The organism is Achromobacter sp. EB05 (genome assembly GCF_044232075.1).
In the GTDB taxonomy this organism is placed as follows: Bacteria; Pseudomonadota; Gammaproteobacteria; order Burkholderiales; family Burkholderiaceae_B; genus Achromobacter; species Achromobacter dolens.
In genome coordinates, this window is sequence record NZ_CP155917.1 from 810,401 (window position 1) to 832,043 (window position 21,643).

The following is a 21,643-nucleotide window of genomic DNA, read 5'->3' on the forward strand; positions in this document are numbered from 1 at the left end:
TTTGGCGGTATTGAAGGAATATATATCCTCTAGAATCAGGTTTTGCAGGGATAGTCTCTTCTACGGATTTTCCGCCGTGTCCACCCCACCCAAAATCGACGAAACCGACCGCAAGATCCTGCGCGCCCTGCGCGCCGACGGCCGCCTCACCAACCTGAAGCTGGCCGAGCAGGTCGGCCTGTCGCCGACGCCCTGCTGGAACCGGGTCAGGGCGCTGGAGGACGCGGGCGTCATCGAGGGCTACGCGGCCCTGTTGAACCAGAAGGCGCTGGGCCTGCCGGACACGGTCATGATCGAGGTCACGCTCGAGCACCACGACGACGACACGCTGGCGCGCTTCGGCGAGGCGATCACGCGGCTGCCGCAAGTGGTGGAGGCGTTCCTGGTGACGGGCGAATACGACTACCTGATCAAGGTCGCCGTGGCCGGCACCGAAGGTTATGAAGAGTTCCTGCGCAAGCGGCTCTACAAGCTGCCCGGCGTGCGGCACAGCCGCTCGACCTTCGTGCTCAAGCGCCTCAAGCACACGCCGTCGGTCGAGCCCTGACGACTCGCGCCGCTCAACCGCGCAGGAACGATTCGATGGCGCCGTTGAAGGCGCGCGGATTGCCCAGGTTCATGCCGTGCGACGAGCCGGCAATGTCCACCCGCCGCGATTGCGGCAGCCAGCTCTCCAGCGCGTCGAGCACGGCGGGGTAGGGATCGGGGCTCAACGCGCCGCCGATGAGCAGCGTCGGCAGTGTCAGCGAGGCGATCTCCTGCGGACTCAGCGAGGCCGGGGTCTCGCGGGCCTGGCCGAACAGCGTGCCGGCGTTGTCGCGCACCATTTCCTTGAACCAGGGCACCATGCGTTGCCAGGTGTCCGGTCCGGTCACTGTGTCCACGAACAGCGCCAGGCCTTCTTCCACGGCGCCGTCGCGGATGAGTTCGAGCGCCCGCTGGCGAAAGCCGCCCCGGGCGTCGTCGCCGCCAGGCAGCGGCAGGCCGGGGTCGGCCAGCGTCAGGCTGCGCAGTGCGTCGGGGCGGGCCAGCGCGGCTTCCAGGGCCACGCGGCCGCCGCGCGAATGGCCCACCAGATGGGCGGGACCGCCCGCCACCTTGTCGATGAACGCCAGCACGTCGGCGCCGTGCTGCGCCACCGAGAAACCGTCGCCTTCGCCATCCCAGCTTTCGGGCCAATAGCGGCGCAGGCATACCGCCAGCACCCGGAACGAACGGCCCAGCGGCGCCATCTGCGATTTCCAGTAGCGACAGTCCGACAGCGAGCCGTGCACCAGCACCAGGGGCGCCCCTTCGCCGTATTCGGTGTAGGACATGGCATAGCCGCCGATATCGGCGCTTTGCAGGGGCAGGACGGGTTCGGAACGCATCGGGTCGGGGTCGGGAAAGCCAGCCGGGCATTCTAGCCGTTTCACTCCCGCGGCAGCGGCACGCCCGCGTCCGCGGCGGGGGCATTCGCCGGGCTGATAAACTCGATTCCCGATCTTTTTGTCCTGAACGGAGTTCGCCAGATGTCCCTCGCCACCCCCGCCGATCTTCCCGAGTCCGCCCAACGCGTCGCCCGCCTGCTGGCCGAGATGGGCCATGACAAGCCGGTGGTGGTGCTACCGCAGACGGGCAAGACCTCGGCCGAGGCGGCGGCGGGGCTGGGGTGCGAGGTGGCACAGATCGCCAAGTCGATCATCTTCCGCCGGGCCGCCGATGACGCGCCGGTGCTGGTCATCGCCAGCGGTATCAACCGCGTCGATGAGTCCAAGGTCGCCGAGCAGGTCGGCGCGCTGGCCAAGGCGGACGCCAAGTTCGTGCGCGAGATGACCGGTTACGCCATCGGCGGCGTCTGCCCGATCGGTCACGCGGTCAAGCCCGTGATGCTGCTCGACCAGGACCTGTTCCAGTACGACAGCCTGTGGGCGGCGGCGGGGCACCCGCACGCGGTCTTCAACCTGACGCCGCGGCAATTGGCCGCCATGACCGGCGCGCCGGTCGCCGACGTGGCGCAGCGCGCCTAGCGCAGCCTGGAAAGCCCCGCGCCATGGCGCGGGCAGACGGACGCCGCCGCAGGGTCAGTGCGGATCGGCCTCCAGATCGTCGATCAGCACCTGCAGCCGTCCCCGCGAGCAGGCCTCGACCCGGCCCCGCACGCCATACACGGCGGCCAGCGAGGCCGGCGTGATGACGTCGGCCGGCGCGCCCGCGGCGACCAGCCTGCCGCCATGGATCATCACCGCCCGGTCGGCGTGCTGCAGCGCCACGTTCAGGTCATGCAGCACGATCACCGTGATCAGCCCGTGGTCGGCGGTTTCCTGTTTCAGCAGCCGCATCACATGGAACTGGTAATTCAGGTCCAGCGCCGACAGCGGTTCGTCCAGCAGCAGCACGCGCGGCCGCCGCACCAGCGCCTGCGCCAGCCCCACCAGCTGCTTCTGGCCGCCGGACAGCGCGTCCAGGTAGGACAACGCCAGATGGCCGATGCCCAACCTTTCCAGCAGCCGGTCGATCCCGTGCAGGTCCGTCGGCGGACCCTCGGCCTCACTGGCGCGGGCCGCCACCAGCACCGATTCGAACACGCGCAGGTGCACGGCGGCCGGCAGGCTTTGCGGCAGATAGACCAGATGGCGCGCGCGGGTGGCGAAATCCATCCGCGCCAGCTCCAGGTCGTTTAGTCGCGCCCGTCCGGCGCGCACCTTCACCAGTCCCGCCAGCGCCTTGAGCAGCGTCGATTTGCCGCTGCCATTGGGGCCCAGCAGGGCCGAGACCTCGCCAGCGCCCAGGCGCGGCAAGGACAGGTCGTGCAGCACGTCCGTGCCGCCATAGCCGGCGCTGATGCCGTCGATCGCCAGCGCCGGCGCACGCGTGGCGCCCGTCATGGCAGCCTCCGGCGCAGCACCACCGCGACGAAGAATGGAATGCCGATCAGCGAGGTGACGATCCCGACCGGCACGATGACGCCGGGCGCGAGGTTCTTGGACGCCACCGAGGCCAGCGACAGGATGACGCCGCCCACCAGCGCGCTGCCCGGCAGGAAAAAGCGGTGATCCTCGCCCACCAGCCGGCGGGCGATATGGGGCGCGATCAGGCCGATGAACCCGATGGTGCCGACGAACGCCACCGCCAGCGCCGACAGCAGGCTGACGCGCGCCAGCGCCGTCACGCGCACGCGGCGCACGTCCACGCCGAAACTGGCGGCGCGTTCCTCGCCCAGCCGCAGCGCGGTCAGTTTCCAGGACTGGCGCATGGCCAGCGGCAGCGCCAGCGCGAACGCCAATCCCAGGGCGGTGACCGTGGTCCAGCTCGAGCGCGCCAGGCTGCCCATGGTCCAGAACACCAGGCTCTGCAGCGCCTCGGCGCTGGCGGTGAACTGCACCAGCGACACCAGCGCGTTGAAGGTGAACACCATGGCGATGCCGAACAACACCACGCCCGAGGTGTTGATGCCGCCCCGGCGTGCCACGCCGTCCAGCAGCAGGGCCGCCAGCATGGCGAACAGGAAGGCATTGCCGGCGATCAGCCAGCCGTCGGGGATGCCGGGCACGCCCAGGTGCAGCACGATGGCCAGCGACGCGCCGAAGGCGGCCGCCGACGACACGCCCAGCGTGAATGGGCTGGCCAGGGGATTGTTCAGGATGGTCTGCATTTCGGCGCCCGCCAGGCCCAGCGCCATGCCGACCAGCGCGGCCATCAGGGCGTAAGGTAGCCGGATATCCCAGACGATCACGCGCAGCGTCGGATCGGCCGACGCCGGCGCGCTCAGTGTGCGCCACAGTTCGCCCCAGCCCAGGCCCGAGGGGCCGAGCGTGAAGTCGAGCAGCAGCCCAATGCAAATCGCCGCCAGCAGCAGGGCGATGAGCCCCGCGCGGCGGCGCAGGATGTGCCGGTAGGCGGCGACCGCTGAAGCGGCTTGCGCCATTACTGCAGCAGTTGCAGGCGGCTCTTGGCCGTGTTGGCGGCCGGCGTGGTCGGGTAGTCGCGCACGATGCGCTGCAGCGTGGTCTTGGCGCCGGCGCGGTTGTTCATCTCGATCTGGCTGCCGGCGATCACCAGCAGGGCGTCGGGGGCGCGGGCGTTGTCGGGGGCCTTCTGCACCATGGCGTTCAATTGCTCGATGGCGCCCTTGAAATCCTTCAGCGCGTAGCGGCTGCTGCCCAGGTAGAACTGGGCGCTGGGCGCGAGCTGGCTGGCGGGGTAGAGCGCGGTGAAGGCGGCCAGCGATTCGGACGCCTCCTTGTACTGGCCCTTGCGGAACAGGTCGATGGCGCCGTCGTAGGCGGCCTGCTCCTGCGGGTCGCCGGCCGTGGCGCCCGGCGGGTTGGCGCCGCCTGGCGCGCCGCCCGGCTTATTGGCGCTGGGCTGCTGGCGCGACACCAGTTCGAGCTGGTCGCGCAATTGGGCGATTTCCTGCTGCAGCGCCTGGATCTGGTCGGCCAATTGCAGTTTGGCCCGTTGGCTCTGCTCGTTCTGTTGCTGCACCTGCTGGCGCAAATCCAGGATGGCCTTGCGGGCCTCATCATCGGAGAAAGCGTGGGCGGGCGCCGTCAGGGCGGCCAGCACCAGGCCAGTGGCCGCCATCAGGGGACGCAGGGACAGAACGTTATCGCGCATGAAAATTCCCGGGGGATAAAAACAAACGTCGGGACGGCCGGTTGACCGTCCCGACGCGTGGTGGGGCACTTAACTATACGAAAAGCTTAACGCTGATAAACGATATCGGCGCGGCGGTTTTCCGCAAAGTCGGCTTCCGACGAGCCAGTCGCCTTCGGCTTTTCTTTACCGAAGCTGATGGTTTCGATCTGGTTGTCGCTGACGCCCAGCAGGGTCATCATGCGACGCACGGCGTCGGCACGGCGCTGGCCCAGGGCCAGGTTGTATTCGGCGCCGCCGCGTTCGTCGGTGTTGCCTTCGATCTTGATTTTCTGCTGCTGGTGCGAAGCCAGGTAGCGGGCGTGGGTTTCCACCAAGCCGCGGTACTGGTCGGACACCGTGTAGCTGTCGAAGTCAAAGTATACCGAGCGCTGTTGCGCCAGGATGCTTTGGGGATTGAAGGGATCAAGGATCTGGCCGGAGGCCGAGGATCCTTGGCCAGCGCCTCCGCCCTGACCCGCTTTATCGTCGAGAGGGACGGAGCTGCAAGCTGCCAGGGTGGCGGCCAGAGCGGCGATGGTTAGGCTTTTGGCAATGCGCGACTTCATGATAGTTCCTTTGCAAAGAGAGTCACACGTGTTATCGGGTAAATGGGCCCCAAGTCGGTTCACGTATTTCCCCATTCAGTACCGAAAGCGTCTGCCGTACGCGGCCATCGCTCGAAACGCCCGCAAGCACGCTACGGCCGTTTTGAATCGCGGCGTAGAGGACTTGCATGCCGTTCGGCGCGAAGCTTGGCGACTGATCGTCACGACCATCGGTCAACAAGTTCTCCGAGCCGGAGGACAGGTTCAACGATGCGATCCGGAACGCGCCGTCGCGTCTGGCAACGTACAGCAGCGTCGATCCATCTGGGGAAATTCGGGGTGAGATGTTGTAACCACCATTAAACGTGAGGCGGCGAGCATCGCCACCGTCCAGGCCGGTTTGATAGATTTGCGGCCCGCCGCTGCGGTCACTGGTAAAGATAATGGAACGGCCGTCCGGCGTAAAGCTCGGCTCGGTGTCAATCCCGGGAGAACGCGTAACTCGCTTCATATTCGAGCCGCCGGCCGCGCTAACGATGTAAATTTGCGACAGACCGTCACGCGTCAGGGCCACGGCAAGCTGGGTGCCGTCGGGCGACCAGCCGGGGGCGCTGTTGTTGCCCTTGAAGTTGGCGACCGGCACGCGGGCGCTGGTGGCCAGGGTGTGCACGTACACCACCGGCTTGCCGGATTCGAAGCTCACGTACGCCAGCTTGGAGCCATCGGGCGACCAGGACGGCGAGATGATCGGCTCGCGCGAACGCAGGGCGACCTGCGGATTCTGGCCATCGGCGTCCGCCACCTGCAGTTCATAGGTGGCGCCTTGCTTGAGCACGTAGGCGATGCGGGTCGAGAACACGCCGCGCACGCCGGTGATCTTTTCATAGATGCGGTCGGCGATCTGGTGGGCGACGCGGCGCAGTTCCTGCTCGGTGCCGGAGAACGCGACGCCATCCAACTGGCCCTTCTTGACCGTGTCGGCCAGGCGGTAGCGGACGTCGTAGCGGCCGTCGTTGCCGCGCACGATGCTGCCATAGGCGATGAAGTCGGCGCCCTTGGCGCGCCAGTCGTCATGGGCGATGGGCGAATCGACGTTCAGGCCCGAACCGGCCGCGTTGATGAGGCGGAACTGGCCGGTGCGGGTCAGGTCGGCGCGGATCACTTCGGCCAGGGCGCGGCCGTGGGCATCATCCACCGCGAAATCGGCGATGGCGACGGGATATTGGGTGGCGCCGGTGCCGGAGATATCGACACGCAACTGCGCCTGGGCGGGCCTGATGGCCATCAGGCAGGCAAGCGCCAGCAGCAACAGGCCGAATCCATACGATCGCCAGAGAACGAGGGGGGAAGCTCGTCGGCTATGGGCGGGAGTCATAATCAGCAATCTCCTGTCAATCATACATTCTGTACACAACGTCAATGATGGGCTCGTAGCGGCCGGTCGAAGGCTTGGGGAAGGGGTTGCAACGGCGGATGCCGGTCTCGACAGCGCGGTCGAAGCCCGGGTTGCCGGAGGAACTGGTCAGCGTGACCCCGTTAACCTTCCCGTCAGAACCTAACTGTACCCGGTATTGGGCCGTCGGATTGTCCGATCCGCTGCGCGGCGGCGGCGGGTAGGCCACGCCGGGCTGCACGCAGGCGCGCACCTTGGCGCCGTAGCCGCTATCGCGCCCGCCACCGGCCTGGTTGCGGTCGGCGGTGCCGCCGGGAATGCCGGCCGCGCCCAGGGCGTCGTTGCGGAACGCGTCCTTCAGGGCCTTGTCGGCAGCGGCCTTCTTGGCGGCTTCTTCCTTGGCCTTCTTCTCGGCGGCGGCCTTTTCGGCGGCAGCCTTGTCAGCCGCGGCTTTCTCGGCAGCGGCCTTCTCCGCTGCGGCCTTTTCGGCGGCGGCTTTCTCGGCCGCCTTCTTGGCGGCGTCGTCCTTGGCCTTCTTTTCGGCGGCAGCCTTCTCGGCAGCGGCCTTTTCGGCAGCGGCCTTTTCGGCGGCGGCCTTGTCCGCAGCGGCCTTCTCGGCGGCCTGGCGTTCCTGTTCCAGGCGCTTCTTTTCCTTCAGCTCGGCCTGCTTGCGCTCTTCCTCCAGGCGCGCCTTTTCCTTGGCGGCCTCGGCGGCCTGCCGTGCCCGCTCTTCCTGCTCCTTCTTTTTCTTGGCTTCCTGCAGCGCGATTTCCGGATCCACCTCGTCAGGCTTGGGCTGGGCTTGCGGTTCCGGCTTGGGCGGCGGAGGGGGAGGCGGCGGCTCCGGCGTCTTTTCCGGTTCCGGCTGGGGTTGCGGCTTGGGCTGGGGCTTGGGCGGTTCGGGCTGTGGCTGCGGCGGGGGCGAGACGGGCGAATTGCCGTCGGCCCACAACTGCACTTCCACCGGCCCCGGGTTTTCGGTGCGCCAGTTCAGGTTGAAGATCAACACGGCCAGCAGCAGCGCGTGCACCAGCAACGCCAGGACCAGGGCGATCCGGTTGTCGTTGTTGGGCGGCGTGGCCGGGGGGCCGCTGTGGTGTCGAATGATGGGTGGCGTCATGAGCGTTGCAAGCCGGCGGCGCCGGCGGAGGACGTCGCGTTAGCGTTTCTTCGCGGTAGCGGGCTGGTTGCCGCCGGCGGATTGGTCCACCAGCAGGCCCAGGCGGGTGATGCCATTAGTACGCAGTTCGTCCATGACCTTCACGACCGTCTCGTACGGCACCTTGCCGTCGGCCGCGATCACCACCGGCGTTTCCGCGGTGATGCGCGAGCGCACCTGCGCCACCAGTTCGGGGCGGGCGATGTTCTGCAGCGTGGCGCCAGGCTCGCGCATGCGCAGCGCGATCTTGCCGTCTTCCGAAATCTGGACTTCCAGCGGCTTGACCGGGACATCGGACGCCGCGCCCACCGAGGGCAACTGGATCAGGCCCGGCGTGATCAGCGGCGCGGTCACCATGAAGATGACCAGCAGCACCAGCATCACGTCGATGTACGGCACCACATTGATGTCGGCCTTCATGCGGCGGCCGGATCTGCCGCGCGAGCTTACCGAGGGCATTAGCGCACCTGCCGTTGCAGAATGTTCAGGAATTCATCGACGAAGCTGTCGAAGCGGATCGAGATGCGGTCGATGTCGTTGGTGAAACGGTTGTAGGCGACCACCGCGGGGATGGCGGCGAACAGGCCGATGGCGGTGGCGATCAGCGCTTCGGCGATGCCGGGAGCCACCGACGCCAGCGTGGCCTGCTGCATGTTCGACAGGCCGATGAAGGCGTGCATGATGCCCCAGACCGTGCCCAGCAGGCCGATGTAGGGCGAGACCGAACCCGCCGAGGCCAGGAAGTTCAGGTGCGACTCCAGGGCGTCCATTTCGCGCTGGTAGGCGGCGCGCATGGCGCGGCGGGGGCCGTCGAGCAGGGCGGTGGCGTCGGTGCTGGCGTTGCCGCGGCGGGCCTTGAGGAATTCGGTCATGCCGGCGTCGAAGATGCGGGCCAGGGCGCCTTGCTCGTCGCGGCGCGAGGCCACGGCCTGCTGCAGCATCGACAGGTCGCCACCGGACCAGAAGTCATCCTCGAAGCGGCGGGTCTGGGCATGGGCACGCTTGATGGCCAGCCGCTTGGCGAAAATATAGGTCCAGGACATGATCGAGATGCCCAGGAGCATCAGCATGATCAGTTGCACCGGCACGCTGGCGTGCGAAATCAACGAAAGCAACGACATGTCGTTGGTGGCTTGCATGGTTATTCCTGAATTGATTCCAGTTTGGCGCGGACGTCGGCCGGCAGTTCCACCGGCCGCATGTTGACGGCATCGACGCAGCAGACTTGGATATTGCCTTCGGCAAGCAGTTCCCCGTCCCGTTCTGCGCGCTGCGCGAAGTGTATCGAAGCGCGGCCCAGTCGTGTGACCCGGCTGCGTATGGTAAGCAAATCGTCCAGTCTGGCCGGCTTGCGGTACGACATGTCCAGCGAGCGGACGACGAACAGCCGTTGCTCGCTGGCGGCCAGGCCGGACTGGTTGACCCCCAGGTCGCGCAGCCACTCGGTGCGGGCGCGCTCCAGGAATTTTAGGTAGTTGGCGTAGAAAACCACCCCGCCCGCGTCCGTGTCTTCATAGTAGACGCGGACCTGCAGGCGGGATTCGGCGGACTTCGGAACGGTCACGATGCGGGCTTCGATGATGCGGGTCGGGACGCGAAAAGTCCGTAGTTGCTATAAGGTTTACAGCGTGTCGAGTTTCGTCAGCACGGCTTCAAGCGCGGACTCTACCGGAATCTTGGCCGCTTCGGTTTCCCGACGGGCCTGCAATTCCACCACACCGTCGTTCAGGCCGCGTTCTCCAACTGTTACACGGAGCGGCGCGCCGATCAATTCCCACTCGGCAAACATCACGCCGGGGCGGGCATCGCGGTCGTCCAGGATGACGTCCACGCCGCGCGCCAGCAGCGATTCGTACAGTTTCAGGGAGGTGTTACGCACGGTTTCGCTTTTGCCCCAGCCGACCGGGCAGATCACCACTTCGAACGGTGCCAGGGCGCGCGGCCAGATGATGCCGCGCGCGTCGTGGTTCTGTTCGATGGCGGCGCCGACGATGCGGGTCACGCCGATACCGTAGCAGCCCATCTCCAGGACGGCTGGCTTGCCGGTCTCGTCCAGGAAGGTCGCCTTGAGGGCTTCGGAGTATTTTTTACCCAGATAAAAAACGTGTCCCACCTCGATGCCGCGCTGGATCGACAGCGTGCCCTTGCCGTCCGGCGAGGGGTCGCCGGCGACCACGTTGCGCAGGTCGGCCACCAGTTCGGGCTCGGGCAGGTCGCGGCCCCAGTTCACGCCCTGGATGTGGAAGTCTTCGCGGTTGGCGCCGCAGACGAAGTCGGCCATGTTGGCCACGGTGCGGTCGGCGATGACGTGCACCGGGCGCGCAGTGCGCACCGGGCCCAGGTAGCCCGGCTTGCAGCCGAAGTGTTCGACGATCTCGGTCTCGGTCGCGAAACGGAAGCCGGCCAGGCCCGGCAGCTTGCCGGCCTTGATTTCGTTCAGCTCGTGGTCGCCGCGCAGCAGCAGCAGCCAGATGTCGACCTTGCCCTTGTCGCCGTCGGTGGCCAGGACGATCGACTTGACCGTCTGCTCCAGCGGCAGGCCCAGCAGGCGGGCCACGTCCTCGCACTTGGCGGCGCCCGGGGTGGCCACGTCGGCCATCGCCTGGGTGGCCGCGCCGCGCGTGGGGTACAGGCTGGGCGCTTCGGCCAGCTCGATGTTGGCGGCGTAGTCGGAGTCGGCGTTGTAGACCAGCAGGTCCTCGCCGGTGTCGGCGATCACCTGGAATTCATGGCTGCGGGTGCCGCCGATGGAGCCGGTGTCGGCCGCCACCGCGCGGAATTCCAGGCCCAGGCGGCCGAAAACGCGCATGTACGCGGCGTACATGGTGTCGTAGCTCTTCTGGGCGCCGGCTTCGTCGCGGTCGAAGGAGTAGGCGTCCTTCATGGTGAATTCACGGCCGCGCATCAGGCCGAAGCGGGGACGGCGCTCGTCCCGGAACTTGGTCTGGATGTGATAGAAGTTCACCGGCAGTTGGCGGTAGCTGTGGATCTCGTTGCGGGCGATGTCGGTGATCACCTCTTCCGAGGTGGGCTGCAGCACGAAATCGCGCTGGTGCCGGTCCTTGATGCGCAGCAGTTCCGCGCCGTACTGTTCCCAGCGGCCGGATTCCATCCAGAGTTCGGCGGGCTGGACCACCGGCATCAGCAGCTCGATCGCGCCGGCGGCGTTCATTTCCTCGCGGATGATGGCCTCGACCTTGCGGATGACCTTCAGGCCGAGGGGCATGTATGTGTAGATGCCGCCCGCCAGCTTGCGGATCATCCCGGCCCGGGTCATGAGCTGGTGGCTGGCGACTTCCGCTTCGGAAGGGGCTTCTTTGAGGGTGTTGATGTGGTAGTTGGATGCGCGCATGTTTAAAGGTGGCAGCAGATACGTATAATCGACTGTAATTGTATTGAATTCGGTGGGGGTGGCCCATGCTTGACCGCGAAGGCTACCGCCCCAATGTCGGCATCATTCTCGTCAATAGCAGAAACGAGGTCTTTTGGGGCAAGCGTATCAGGGAACATGCCTGGCAGTTCCCGCAGGGCGGCATCAAGTACGGCGAAAGCCCGGTGCAGGCCATGTATCGCGAGCTCCATGAAGAGGTGGGCCTGAAGCCCGAGCATGTCCGTATTTTGGGGCGTACACGCGATTGGTTACGTTATAACGTGCCCGATCACTTCGTCCGGCGTGAGTGGCGCGGCCACTATAAAGGACAAAAGCAGATTTGGTTCTTGTTGCGCCTGGTGGGACGTGACAGCGACGTATGCCTGCGCGCGACGCAGCATCCGGAATTCGACGCCTGGCGCTGGAGCCAGTACTGGGTGCCGCTGGATGCCGTGATCGAGTTCAAGCGGGACGTCTATACCCAGGCGTTGAACGAGTTGTCGGCAATCCTCTTTCGGCGTCACCACGAAACCCGCTACCTGCGTCAGCGCGTGCATGGGCAGCGGGCGGCAGAGAACTTGCCCGAAGGAACGGACGGTCATGCGCATATTATTGGTTGAAGATGAACGGGACATGGCGTCCTGGCTGATGCGCGCGCTCGCGCAGAGCGGATTCGTGCCGGACCACGCGGCCGACGCCCGCACGGCCGAAGCGTTCATGGCGGGCACCGAGTACGACGCCATCGTCATGGACCTGCGCCTGCCCGACAAGCACGGCCTGGTGGTGCTGCGCGAGATGCGCAACCGCGACGACCGCACCCCGGTGCTGCTGCTGACCGCCCAGGGCGCGCTGCAGGACCGCGTGCGCGGTCTCAACCTGGGCGCCGACGACTTCCTGACCAAGCCGTTCGCCCTCGAAGAACTTGAAGCCCGCCTGACCGCGCTGGTGCGCCGCAGCCGCGGCCGCCAGCATCCGCGCCTGCAATGTGGCTCGCTGTCCTACGACAGCGAAAGCCGCGCCTTCACGCTCGACGGCTCCCTGCTGTTCCTGACCCCGCGCGAGCACGCCGCCCTGGCGGCGCTGCTGACGCGCAGCGGCTATCCCGTGGACAAATCGCAGTTGTTCGGCAAGGTCTTCACCCACGACAGCGAAGCCAACCCCGACGCCATCGAGGTGGTGCTGCACCGCCTGCGCAAGAAGCTGGCCGGCAGCGACGTGCGCATCGTGACCGTCCGCGGACTGGGCTACATGCTGGAAAGCGTGGCCAGCGAAGCCGCCGACTCCTGACTCGCTCGTGAGCCTCCGGATTCCAGGGCTGCCGCGAGTCGGCATCCGCGCGCTGCTGATCATCCTGCTGCTGCCCGGCGTGGTGGCGCTGCTGGTCATCGACAGCCTGAACGACTACCGTACCCTGTCCGAGATCACCAACGAGGCCTACGATAGCGCCCTGCTCGAACCCGCCCGCGTGCTCGAGAGCAGCCTGGAGTTCGCGCCCGACGGTTCGCTGCAAGTGGCCACGCCGCTGTACGCCCAGGTCATGCTGGAATCGCGGGCCGGCCTGCGCAAGTATTTCCGCATCGAGCAGATCGACCCGCCCCTGCCGGATGAGTCGCCGGTGCCGGCCGAACAGGGCAAGACCCTGTTGGGCATGCCGGAACTGCCGCGGCCGCCCACCTGGCCGCGCTCCAATGGCCTGCCGGTGTTCTACGACGGGGTCTACCGCAACGATCCGGTACGGGTGGTGTCGCTGGTGCGCGATCTGTACTACCAGGGCGTCCACCGCCAGGTGCTGGTGCTGGTGGCCGAAAGCACGGGCAAGCGCATCGAGGCCGAAGACAGCGCCCGCCGCCAGGAAATCCTGCGCGACGCCCGCATGCTGGCGCTGGTCGTGTTGTTGGTCTGGTGGGGCGTGTCCTGGGCCCTGAAGCCGTTGCGGCGGCTGCGCGCCGACATCCGCAACCGCCGGCCCGAAGACCTGACCCCGCTCGACGCCTCGCGCGTGCCGAGCGAAGTGGCGCCGCTGGTCGACGCCGTCAACCACCACATCGCCCGCTACCGCCGCGTGCTGGACGAGCAGTCGCACTTCTTGGCCGACGCCTCGCACCAACTGCGCACGCCGCTGGCCATCATGCTGACCCAGGCCCAGTACGCCCTGCGAGAGCGCGACCCGGCCCGGGCCCAGGAAGGGTTGCGCGCCATCGTCGACCAGTTGGGGCGCACCCGCCGCCTGACCGAGCAGTTGCTGTCGCTGGCGCATGCCAACCAGGCCGACCAGGTGCCCCGCCAACTGCTCGACCTGAACGCTGTCTCGCGCGAGGTGGTGCTGCAGTACCTGCCGCTGGCGCACGAGAAACAGCAGGACCTGGGGTGGGTGCAGGCCACCAACGAGCAGGGCCACGAGGTCGAGGTCCCGGTCTCCGGCAACGAGGCCGAGCTGCACGAGGCCCTTTCCAACCTGGTGCACAACGCCATCCACTACGCGCCCGTGGGGGCGCGCATCACGGTCTCGGTCGGCCGCCACGGCGATCGCGCCGAAGTGGCCGTGTCCGACAACGGCCCGGGGCTCGATCCGGACCTGCGCGCGCGGGCTTTCGCCCGCTTCGAGCGGGTCGGCACGGACAAACCGGTCACATCCTCCGGTTCCGGCCTCGGATTGGCGATCGCGCGCGCCTACGCCCGCCGCAACGATGGCGACATTGATCTGCGCGACGGCGAACCCAACGCGCAGGGCGGCGTCGGCCTGGCCTCCGTCGTGTGGCTGCCCCTGGCCACCACCGTGTCGCAATATCCCCGGCCCGCCGAAGTGCCCTTCACCGGCGACCAGTAATCGCCAAAGCTTTCAATCTTTCTCCCTGGCCTTCATAGCGCCGCTCGTGGATTCCCATCAGGGATAACCCCCGAATTCAGGGACTCGACAGCGCATAGAAAGCGAATTAGCAGGTTCCATCCTTAACCTGCGAACCGGCCTGTTGTTGAAAAGGCCGGGTGGCGCTCGTTCCGGGCGGCATCCCAGGGGCCCGCACGGCCCTGCTTCAGGAGGATGGAAGTGCAAAAAACAATTAATAGAAAGGACTATTACGGCGGCGCCCTGATGGTCCTAGTCGGATTGGGGGCGATCTACGGTGGTACGGACTATCACATTGGAACGCTCAGCCACATGGGCCCCGGGTTCTTTCCCGCGGCATTGGGCGGCCTGCTCGCATTGACGGGGATCCTGATCGCCATCTCGGCACGCTCCGGCGAGGCCACGCCGCCGGCGCCGGGCGACGGCCACGCGCATGGCCTGCCGGATTTCCGCGGCAGCGCCTGCATCCTGCTGGGCACGCTGGCGTTCCTGCTGCTGGGCCACTATGGCGGCCTGCTGCCAGCGACCTTCGCTATCGTCTTCATCTCCGCCCTGGGCGACCGCAAGAACACGGTCAAGCAGGCGTTCGTACTGTCGCTCGGCATGTCCGTGATCGCGGTGGTGGTTTTCTGGTGGGCGCTGCAACTGCAGCTGCCGCTGTTTCGCTGGGGTTGATGCGTCATGATTTCTCAAGCTTTGACCGACCTCTGGTACGGCTTCGGCGTCGCCTTCCAGCTCCACAACCTGATGTGGTCGTTCTTCGGCGTGCTGGTGGGTAACCTCATCGGCGTGCTGCCCGGCATGGGCGCGCTGTCGGCCATCTCGATCCTGCTGCCGCTGACTTACGTGATGCAGCCGGTGCCTGCCATCCTGATGCTGGCCGGCATCTTCTACGGTTCGCAGTACGGCGGCGCCATCGGCGCGATCCTGCTCAACCTGCCTTCGCACCCGCCGCACGCGGTGACGTGCCTTGACGGGTATCCATTGACCAAACAGGGCAAGGGAGGAACGGCGCTCGGCATCACGATGATCTGCTCGTTCTTCGCGGCCTCGGTCGGCATCATCGTCATGATCTTCGCCTCGCCGCTGCTGGTCGAAGTCGCCTTCAAGTTCGGCCCGACCGAGATTTTCTCGATCATGCTGCTGGGCCTGCTGGCCGGCGCCACCATGTCGCGCGGTTCGCCGCTCAAGGGCGTGGCCATGACGCTGTTCGGCCTGATGTGCGGCGTGGTCGGCACCGACGTGAACACCGGCACCATCCGCTTCTCGTTCGGCCTGCTCGACCTGTCCGACGGCCTGGAACTGGTGGCGATCTCGATGGGCCTGTTCGGCGTGGCCGACTTCCTGATGAGCGTCAACCGCATGACCATCATCGGCAGCGGCGCCAAGCTGCGCCTGCGCGACATGCGTCCCAGCAAGCAGGAACTGAAGACGGCCTTCTGGCCGATGGTGCGCGGCACCGCCGTGGGCACGCTGTTCGGCGCCATGCCCGGCACCGGCCCGACCATCACCACCTTCGTGGCCTACGCGCTGGAACGCAAGATCTCCAAGACGCCCGAGAAGTTCGGCACCGGCATGATCGCCGGCGTGGCCTCGCCCGAAGCCTCGTCGCACTCGAAGACGCAGGTCGACTTCATCCCCACGATGAGCCTGGGCATCCCCGGCGACGCGGTGATGGCGCTGATCCTGGGCGCGCTGCTGATCCAGGGCATCCAGCCCGGCCCGCAACTGATCACCGAGCATCCGGACATCTTCTGGGGCCTGATCGCCAGCTTCTGGGTTGGCAACGTGCTGCTCATGGTGCTCAACGTGCCGCTGATCGGCGTCTGGGTCAAGCTGCTGCAGGTGCCTTACCGCTACCTGTTCCCGTCGGCGCTGTTCTTCATCGCGGTGGGCGTGTTCAGCACCCAGAACAGTCTCTTCCAGATCTGGGAAGTGCTGGCTTTTGGCGTGATCGGCGCCGTCCTGATGACGCTGGAATTCTCGGTCGCGCCGATCCTGCTCGGCTTCGTGCTGGGGCCCATGGTCGAAGAGAACTTCCGCCGCGCCTTGCTGTTGTCGCGCGGTGACCTGGCGGTGTTCATCGAACGTCCGATCAGCGCCTGGTTCATCGGCGCCAGCGCGCTGCTCATCCTGCTGCAGGTGTGGGCCTTCCTGCGCCGCGGCAAGAACAAGAACAAGCCGCAGGTCACCCAGGCCGCCTGACCGGCTCCGCGTTCCGCGTGTCAGACACGGCCCGGCGTTCACGCCGGGCCGTTTGATTTGTGCGCCGTCTTCCCCCATGCTTGCGATTTCCCGAGCCTGTCCGGATCTACGCCATGCATATCCTTTTCGCCTGCCCCCTGCACGACCCCGACGTCTGGGTCCCGCGCCTGCAAGCCGCCATGCCCGGCTGTCGCATTTCGGTCTGGAATCCCGATGGCCCGCCCTCCGGCGCCGAGGTCGCCCTGGTGTGGAAGCCGCCGGCGGAACTGTTCCGGCACGAGACCCGCATCGAGACGCTGTTCAATCTGGGCGCGGGCGTGGATGCCTTGCTCAAGATGAAGGAAATCCCGCCGCACGTGCGCATCGTCCGCCTCGAGGACGCGGGCATGTCGGTGCAGATGGCCGAATATGCGCTGTACGCGCTGCTGCGCGTGTCGCGCGACTTTCAGGCCTTTGACGAATCGCAGGCGCGCCAGCACTGGGATACCCGCGAAGGCACGCGCCAGGCCGACTGGCCGGTGGGCGTGCTGGGCCTGGGCCAGGTGGGCGCGCGCGTGGCGCAGACGCTGGCCGAGTTCGGTTATCCGGTGGCGGGCTGGTCGCGCACGCCGCGCGAGATCCCCGGCGTGGAGTCCTTCTCCGGGCAGGACGCGTTGCCGGCCTTCCTGGCGCGCACCCGCTTCCTGGTGAACGTGCTGCCTCTCACGCCCGACACCCGTGGCATCCTCAACCGCGACACGCTTGGCCAACTGCTGCCCGAGGCGCACCTGGTCAACGTCGGCCGTGGTGAACACCTGGTCGAGGACGACCTGGTGCGGATGCTGGAAGAGGGCGAGATCGCCGGCGCGACGCTCGACGTGTTCCATACCGAGCCGCTGCCCAAGGACCATCCGTTCTGGCGCGATCCGCGCGTGCATGTCACGCCGCACATCGCCGCCCGCACGCTGCGCGACGAAAGCATCGAGCAGATTGCCGGCAAGGTCGCCCGGCTGATGCGCGGCGAGCCCATCACCGGCGTGGTCGAGCGCGAGCGCGGCTACTGAGCGGCAGGCGCCGTGGCGCCTTGCTTCTCCAGGCGCTGGTAGGTGGGGGGCAGGCGCTGCGACAGGAAATCCAGCAGGGTGCGCACCGCCGGCATCATGCCGCGCCGGGACGGATAGATGCAGTGGACGATGCCTTCCGGCGACTGCCACTGCGGCAGGACCGGCACCAGTTGGCCGCGCCGCAGTTCCTCCTGGGTCGCGATCGACGGCAGCAGCGCGATGCCGCGGCCGCGCACGGCGGCCTCCACCAGCACGATGAAGTCGTTGCACGACAACTGCGGCTTGAGTTCGATATGCACCTCTTCGCCCTTGTCGTTGCGCAGCGGCCAACGCACCTCATTCTGCGGATCGCTGAAGCTCAACGTCGTGTGCGAGGCCAGGTCCTGCGGGGTGTCGGGCGCACCGTGGCGCTGCAGGTAGCCGGGGCTGGCCACCAGCGTGCCGCGCGCGGTGCCCAGGTGGCGTACCACCAGTTCGGCATCGGTATCGAGCTTGGTCCTCACGCGCAAGGCCAGGTCCACGCCTTCGCGGATCAGGTCGACCCGGCGGTTGGTCACCAGCAGTTGTACCGAGATTGCCGGCCAGGCATCGAGGAATTCCGGCAGCAGCGGCGCCAGCACGTCTTGCGCGATTGACACCGGGCAACTGACCACCACCGGCCCCGCGGGCTGGGACTGCAACTGGCGCATGGCATCGTCGGCCGCGCGGGCCGAGGCGGCCATCTCCCGGCAGTAATGCAGGTAGCGCTCGCCGGCTGCGGTCAGGCGCAGGCGTCGGGTGGTGCGCTGCAAAAGCCTTACCCCCAGGCTTTCCTCCAGGTGCGAAATGCGGCGCGACAGGCGCGATTTGGGGATATCCAGCGCCCGCGCGGCGGCGCTGAAACCGCCCTGCTCGACGACTTGGGAAAAGTAGTAGAGGTCGTTTAGGTCTTGCATGATTGTTCTATACCTGGAACGAATAGTTCATCATACATGGGTTTATGTGAATAATTAAGCGATCTACAGTGACGTCATGCATTCAGGACGCGCGCTTTTCGCGGTCCGCACTGGAGATCACGTTATGAAAACCCTTGTCATCCTGTCCTCGATTCTGGGCGAGCGCTCGCACAGCAAGCAATTGGCCGACCATATGGTTGCCCGCGTCAAGCAGGCCGATCCGGCCGCCGTCGTCACCGTGCGCGATATCGGCGCCGAGCCGCTGCCCTATTTCGACGGCGCGACCGCCGGCGCCCTGTTCACGCCGGCCGACGCCCGCAGCGTCGAGCAGCAGCGTATCGTCGAACGCAGCGACGCGCTGGTGGCCGAGCTGATGCAGGCGGACCGCATCGTGTTCGCCGTGCCGGTCTACAACTTCACCCTGCCGGCGCAGTTCAAGACCTACCTGGACCATGTCGCCCGTGCCGGCGTCACGTTCCGTTATACGCCGGAAGGCGTTCCCGAGGGCTTGGTGAAGGGTAAGCAGGTGTTCGTGCTGACGGCGCGTGGCGGCAAGGCCGAAGGCACGCCCAACGACACCATGACGCCGTACCTGCGGCAGATGCTGGGCTTCCTGGGCATGAACGAGGTCACGTTCATCGCCGCCGAAGGCATGGCGATGGGCGAAGTCGCGGCGCTCGAAGGCGTGGCGCTGGCGCGCCAGCGCATCGACGCCCTCGACCTGGCCCCGGCGCGAGGCGCACTGCAGGCGGCTTGATGCAATGAAAAAAGCGGCCCCGCGGGGCCGCTTTTTTTCACGTCGAGCGGGAGGTCAATCGCGCAGGCGCTTGATCAGGCTGGACGTATCCCAGCGGCCGCCGCCCATTTTCTGCACATCGCCGTAGAACTGGTCCACCAGCGCCGTCAGCGGCAGCCGGGCGCCGTTGTGGCGCGCCTCGGCCAGCACCAGGCCGAGATCCTTGCGCATCCAGTCGACCGCGAAGCCGAAGTCGAACTTGTCGTCGACCATGGTGCCGCCACGGTTCTCCATCTGCCAGCTTTGCGCGGCGCCCTTGCTGATGACATCCAGCACCAGTTTCATGTCCAGGTCGGCGGCCTGGCCGAACGCCACGGCTTCCGACAGACCTTGCACGATGCCGGCGATACAGATCTGGTTGACCATCTTGGCCAGTTGTCCGGCTCCCGGGGGGCCCACGCGCGTCACCGCGCGGCCGAACGCCTGCGCCACGGGCTTGATGGCATCGAACACCGCCTGTTCGCCGCCGCACATGACCGTCAGCACGCCGTTGACGGCGCCGGCCTGGCCGCCGGACACTGGCGCATCGATGAAATTCAGGCCCAGGTCCTTGGCTTGCGCGTACAGCTCGCGCGCCACGTCCGCCGAGGCGGTGGTGTGGTCCACGAACACCGCGCCCGGCGCCATGCCGGCGAATGCGCCATCCGGCCCGAGGGTGACGCTGCGCAGGTCGTCGTCATTGCCGACGCAGGCAAACACGATCTGCGCGCCCGCCACGGCTTCGCGCGGCGTCATCGCGCTGTGGCCGCCGAATTCGCTGGCCCAGGCCTGCGCCTTGGACGGCGTGCGGTTGTAGACGGTGACGTCGTGCCCGGCGCGGGCCAGATGGCCGGCCATGGGCAGGCCCATCACGCCCAATCCGAGGAATGCGACTTTCTGGGCCACGACTGCGTCGTAGCTCTTGGTACCGATCGATGCCATGCAGGGAACTCCGCGTTGGAAAGGAAAACCTGAGGCAGTAACCTTAACGCAATCAAAAGCCGGCGGCGAGTCCGTCGCGACGGCTGTCGCTGGCGCTGACGTAGCCATCCACTGCCGGGTCGCCCAGGCGCCAGATGAACTGGCCGGAACCGAAATCCATGTACGGGTCATCGATGCCTTCGAGCACGTGGCCGCGGGCGCGCAGGCCTTGCGCCACGGCGGCGGACATCGAGGACTCCACATCCACCGCCAGCCCCTGGTTCCATTTCCAGCGCGGCGCGTCGCAAGCGGCCTGCGGCTGCTGGCCGTAGTCGAGCATGCGCACCAGCGTCTGTACCTGGCCTTGCGGCTGCATGTTGCCGCCCATCACGCCGAAGCTCATGACCGGCGCGCCGTCGCGCATCAGGAAGCCCGGGATGATGGTGTGGAAGGGGCGCTTGCCACCCGCCACCGCGTTGGGGTGGTCGGCTTCGGTGCTGAAGCAATGGCCACGGTTCTGCAGGCTGACGCCGGTGCCCGGCACCACCACGCCCGAACCGAACCCCATGTAGTTCGATTGGATGAAGCTGACCATCATGCCGCTGCGGTCGGCGGCGGTCAGGTAGACCGTGCCGCCCTGCGGCGCATGACCGCAGGCGAATGCCTGGGCGACATTCGGATCGATCAGCCGCGCGCGTTCGGCCAGGTAGTCGGCGCGCAGCATCTGTTCGGGCGTCACGCGCATGTGGCGCGCGTCCGCGACGTGCGCATAGACATCGGCGAACGCCAGCTTCATGGCCTCGAGCAACAGATGCTGGGTGTCGGGATGATCGATCGGCCGCGCCGCCAGGTCGAAGTTCTGCAGGATCCCGAGCGCGATGAGGGCGGCGATGCCCTGGCCGTTGGGCGGAATCTGGTGCAGCGTATGGCCGCGATACGCCTGGCTGACGGGCGTCACCCATTCCGGCGCGTAGTCGCGCAGGTCGGCCAGCGTCATGGCGGCCTCGTGGGCCTGCGCATGGGCCACCAGCTTGTGGGCCGTTTCGCCTTCGTAGAAATCACGGCCGCCGCTGGCGGCGATGCGCTTGAGCGTCGCCGCGGCGCCTTTCAGCGTGAAGTGCTCGCCGATGTGCGGCGCCCGGCCCCGCGGCAGGAAGTGTTCGGCGAAACCGGGTTGCGGCTGCAGCACGTCGGCTTGTGCGGCCCACTTCTGGTGCACCATGGGGCTGACGGCGAAGCCGCGCTCGGCATAGTCGATGGCGGGCGCCAGCACGTCGGCGAACGACACGCGGCCCAGTTTTTCATGCAGCGCGGCCCAGCCGGCCACGCAGCCCGGCACCGTGACGCTGTCCCAACCGCGGGTCGGGATCATGCCCTGGTGCCGGCGGCGGAAATAGTCGGGGCTCCAGGCTGCCGGCGCCGGGCCCGAGGCATTCAGGCCATGCAGCTTGGAGCCGTCCCAGACGATGGCGAAGCAATCCGATCCCAGGCCATTGCTGACGGGTTCGGTCAGCGTCAGCGTCGCGGCCGCGGCGATGGCCGCATCCACCGCGTTGCCGCCGCCGGCCAATACGCGCAGCCCGGCCTGCGCCGCCAGCGGCTGCGAAGTGGCCACGATGTTGCGGGCGAAGACCGGCGTACGCGTTGTGGGATAGGGGTTGTTCCAGTCGAAATTCATCTCGAATCATCGCGTGGGGGTAAACCCGTAGCTTAACGTAGATGCCGGCGTTTGCATCCACACTCTGTATTGCGTTGTAGCAACTCGTTTCTGGTAACGCGTACGGTTGGCGCCGGCGCAACCGCGAATCCAAATAAAAACCCCCGGCAAGCCG

General features: G+C 66.9%; 23 protein-coding genes. 9 read left to right on the forward strand and 14 right to left on the reverse strand.

Features of this window, described 5'->3' with window-relative positions:
• The first annotated feature begins 76 nt into the window (after window positions 1–76).
• On the forward strand, window positions 77–547 hold the full coding sequence (locus tag AAID08_RS03785; protein WP_064526151.1) for an Lrp/AsnC family transcriptional regulator: 471 nt from the start codon (window positions 77–79) through the stop codon (window positions 545–547).
• A gap of 13 nt (window positions 548–560) precedes the next feature.
• On the opposite strand, the gene AAID08_RS03790 is transcribed toward AAID08_RS03785, so the two are convergent.
• Window positions 561–1,370, reverse strand: a complete 810-nt coding sequence (locus tag AAID08_RS03790) for an alpha/beta fold hydrolase (protein ID WP_054503519.1) — start codon at window positions 1,368–1,370, stop codon at window positions 561–563.
• 141 nt (window positions 1,371–1,511) lie between these two features.
• On the opposite strand from AAID08_RS03790, the gene AAID08_RS03795 reads away from it, so the two are divergent.
• Window positions 1,512–2,009, forward strand: coding sequence for a YbaK/EbsC family protein (locus tag AAID08_RS03795; protein WP_049071322.1), 498 nt, complete (start codon window positions 1,512–1,514; stop codon window positions 2,007–2,009).
• 54 nt (window positions 2,010–2,063) lie between these two features.
• Here AAID08_RS03795 and AAID08_RS03800 read toward each other — a convergent pair whose 3' ends face one another.
• From AAID08_RS03800 to AAID08_RS03845, 10 genes are all read right to left on the reverse strand, one after another.
• A complete protein-coding gene (locus AAID08_RS03800) occupies window positions 2,064–2,867 on the reverse strand; it encodes an ABC transporter ATP-binding protein (protein ID WP_064526149.1) in 804 nt (267 codons plus the stop codon).
• Entirely contained in the window at window positions 2,864–3,907 is a 1,044-nt protein-coding gene (locus AAID08_RS03805; protein ID WP_064526147.1) for an iron ABC transporter permease, read from the reverse strand. Before AAID08_RS03805 ends, AAID08_RS03800 begins: the two co-directional genes overlap by 4 nt.
• Window positions 3,907–4,599, reverse strand: coding sequence for a tol-pal system protein YbgF (gene ybgF / locus AAID08_RS03810; protein ID WP_049071329.1), 693 nt, complete (start codon window positions 4,597–4,599; stop codon window positions 3,907–3,909). Before ybgF ends, AAID08_RS03805 begins: the two co-directional genes overlap by 1 nt.
• A gap of 86 nt (window positions 4,600–4,685) precedes the next feature.
• Window positions 4,686–5,186: a peptidoglycan-associated lipoprotein Pal gene (gene pal / locus AAID08_RS03815; protein ID WP_006388738.1), complete on the reverse strand. Its 501-nt coding sequence runs from the start codon at window positions 5,184–5,186 to the stop codon at window positions 4,686–4,688.
• 31 nt (window positions 5,187–5,217) lie between these two features.
• Complete coding sequence (gene tolB / locus AAID08_RS03820) at window positions 5,218–6,540, reverse strand: Tol-Pal system beta propeller repeat protein TolB (RefSeq protein ID WP_064526145.1); 1,323 nt, start codon at window positions 6,538–6,540, stop codon at window positions 5,218–5,220.
• A gap of 16 nt (window positions 6,541–6,556) precedes the next feature.
• Window positions 6,557–7,678, reverse strand: a complete 1,122-nt coding sequence (gene tolA / locus AAID08_RS03825) for a cell envelope integrity protein TolA (RefSeq protein WP_054503523.1) — start codon at window positions 7,676–7,678, stop codon at window positions 6,557–6,559.
• A gap of 39 nt (window positions 7,679–7,717) precedes the next feature.
• Window positions 7,718–8,176, reverse strand: coding sequence for an ExbD/TolR family protein (locus AAID08_RS03830; protein WP_395757369.1), 459 nt, complete (start codon window positions 8,174–8,176; stop codon window positions 7,718–7,720).
• Window positions 8,176–8,856: a protein TolQ gene (gene tolQ / locus AAID08_RS03835; protein WP_054503525.1), complete on the reverse strand. Its 681-nt coding sequence runs from the start codon at window positions 8,854–8,856 to the stop codon at window positions 8,176–8,178. Before tolQ ends, AAID08_RS03830 begins: the two co-directional genes overlap by 1 nt.
• A gap of 2 nt (window positions 8,857–8,858) precedes the next feature.
• On the reverse strand, window positions 8,859–9,281 hold the full coding sequence (gene ybgC, locus AAID08_RS03840) for a tol-pal system-associated acyl-CoA thioesterase (RefSeq protein WP_054503526.1): 423 nt from the start codon (window positions 9,279–9,281) through the stop codon (window positions 8,859–8,861).
• Between the two features lie 57 nt (window positions 9,282–9,338).
• A complete protein-coding gene (locus AAID08_RS03845) occupies window positions 9,339–11,069 on the reverse strand; it encodes a proline--tRNA ligase (protein WP_395757370.1) in 1,731 nt (576 codons plus the stop codon).
• Window positions 11,070–11,134: 65 nt separating this feature from the next.
• Here AAID08_RS03845 and AAID08_RS03850 point away from each other — a divergent pair, with 65 nt between their 5' ends.
• The 6 genes from AAID08_RS03850 (at window position 11,135) to AAID08_RS03875 (ending at window position 17,180) form a co-directional block, all read left to right on the forward strand.
• Window positions 11,135–11,707 (forward strand): RNA pyrophosphohydrolase, encoded by a 573-nt coding sequence (locus AAID08_RS03850; RefSeq protein ID WP_006392918.1) that lies wholly within the window; start codon window positions 11,135–11,137, stop codon window positions 11,705–11,707.
• Window positions 11,688–12,374: a response regulator gene (locus tag AAID08_RS03855; RefSeq protein WP_020925157.1), complete on the forward strand. Its 687-nt coding sequence runs from the start codon at window positions 11,688–11,690 to the stop codon at window positions 12,372–12,374. The genes AAID08_RS03850 and AAID08_RS03855 overlap by 20 nt, the downstream gene beginning before the upstream one ends.
• 7 nt (window positions 12,375–12,381) lie before the next feature.
• The gene (locus tag AAID08_RS03860; RefSeq protein WP_231133066.1) at window positions 12,382–13,914 is read left to right on the forward strand and encodes a sensor histidine kinase; all 1,533 of its coding nucleotides are present in this window, start codon (window positions 12,382–12,384) and stop codon (window positions 13,912–13,914) included.
• A gap of 213 nt (window positions 13,915–14,127) precedes the next feature.
• Window positions 14,128–14,607: a tripartite tricarboxylate transporter TctB family protein gene (locus AAID08_RS03865; protein WP_054503528.1), complete on the forward strand. Its 480-nt coding sequence runs from the start codon at window positions 14,128–14,130 to the stop codon at window positions 14,605–14,607.
• Window positions 14,608–14,613: 6 nt separating this feature from the next.
• On the forward strand, window positions 14,614–16,137 hold the full coding sequence (locus tag AAID08_RS03870) for a tripartite tricarboxylate transporter permease (protein ID WP_054503529.1): 1,524 nt from the start codon (window positions 14,614–14,616) through the stop codon (window positions 16,135–16,137).
• 113 nt (window positions 16,138–16,250) lie between these two features.
• A complete protein-coding gene (locus AAID08_RS03875; RefSeq protein WP_054503530.1) occupies window positions 16,251–17,180 on the forward strand; it encodes a glyoxylate/hydroxypyruvate reductase A in 930 nt (309 codons plus the stop codon).
• Here the strand turns inward: AAID08_RS03875 and AAID08_RS03880 are convergent.
• Entirely contained in the window at window positions 17,174–18,115 is a 942-nt protein-coding gene (locus AAID08_RS03880; RefSeq protein ID WP_054503531.1) for a LysR family transcriptional regulator, read from the reverse strand. The two genes, AAID08_RS03875 and AAID08_RS03880, sit on opposite strands and share 7 nt — an antisense overlap.
• Window positions 18,116–18,239: 124 nt before the next feature.
• Between AAID08_RS03880 and AAID08_RS03885 the strand changes: the two genes are divergently transcribed.
• Complete coding sequence (locus AAID08_RS03885; RefSeq protein WP_395757371.1) at window positions 18,240–18,872, forward strand: FMN-dependent NADH-azoreductase; 633 nt, start codon at window positions 18,240–18,242, stop codon at window positions 18,870–18,872.
• Window positions 18,873–18,926: 54 nt separating this feature from the next.
• On the opposite strand, the gene AAID08_RS03890 is transcribed toward AAID08_RS03885, so the two are convergent.
• The gene (locus AAID08_RS03890) at window positions 18,927–19,832 is read right to left on the reverse strand and encodes an NAD(P)-dependent oxidoreductase (RefSeq protein ID WP_054503533.1); all 906 of its coding nucleotides are present in this window, start codon (window positions 19,830–19,832) and stop codon (window positions 18,927–18,929) included.
• 52 nt (window positions 19,833–19,884) lie between these two features.
• Entirely contained in the window at window positions 19,885–21,489 is a 1,605-nt protein-coding gene (locus tag AAID08_RS03895) for a gamma-glutamyltransferase family protein (RefSeq protein WP_054503534.1), read from the reverse strand.
• Between the last annotated feature and the right edge of the window lie 154 nt (window positions 21,490–21,643).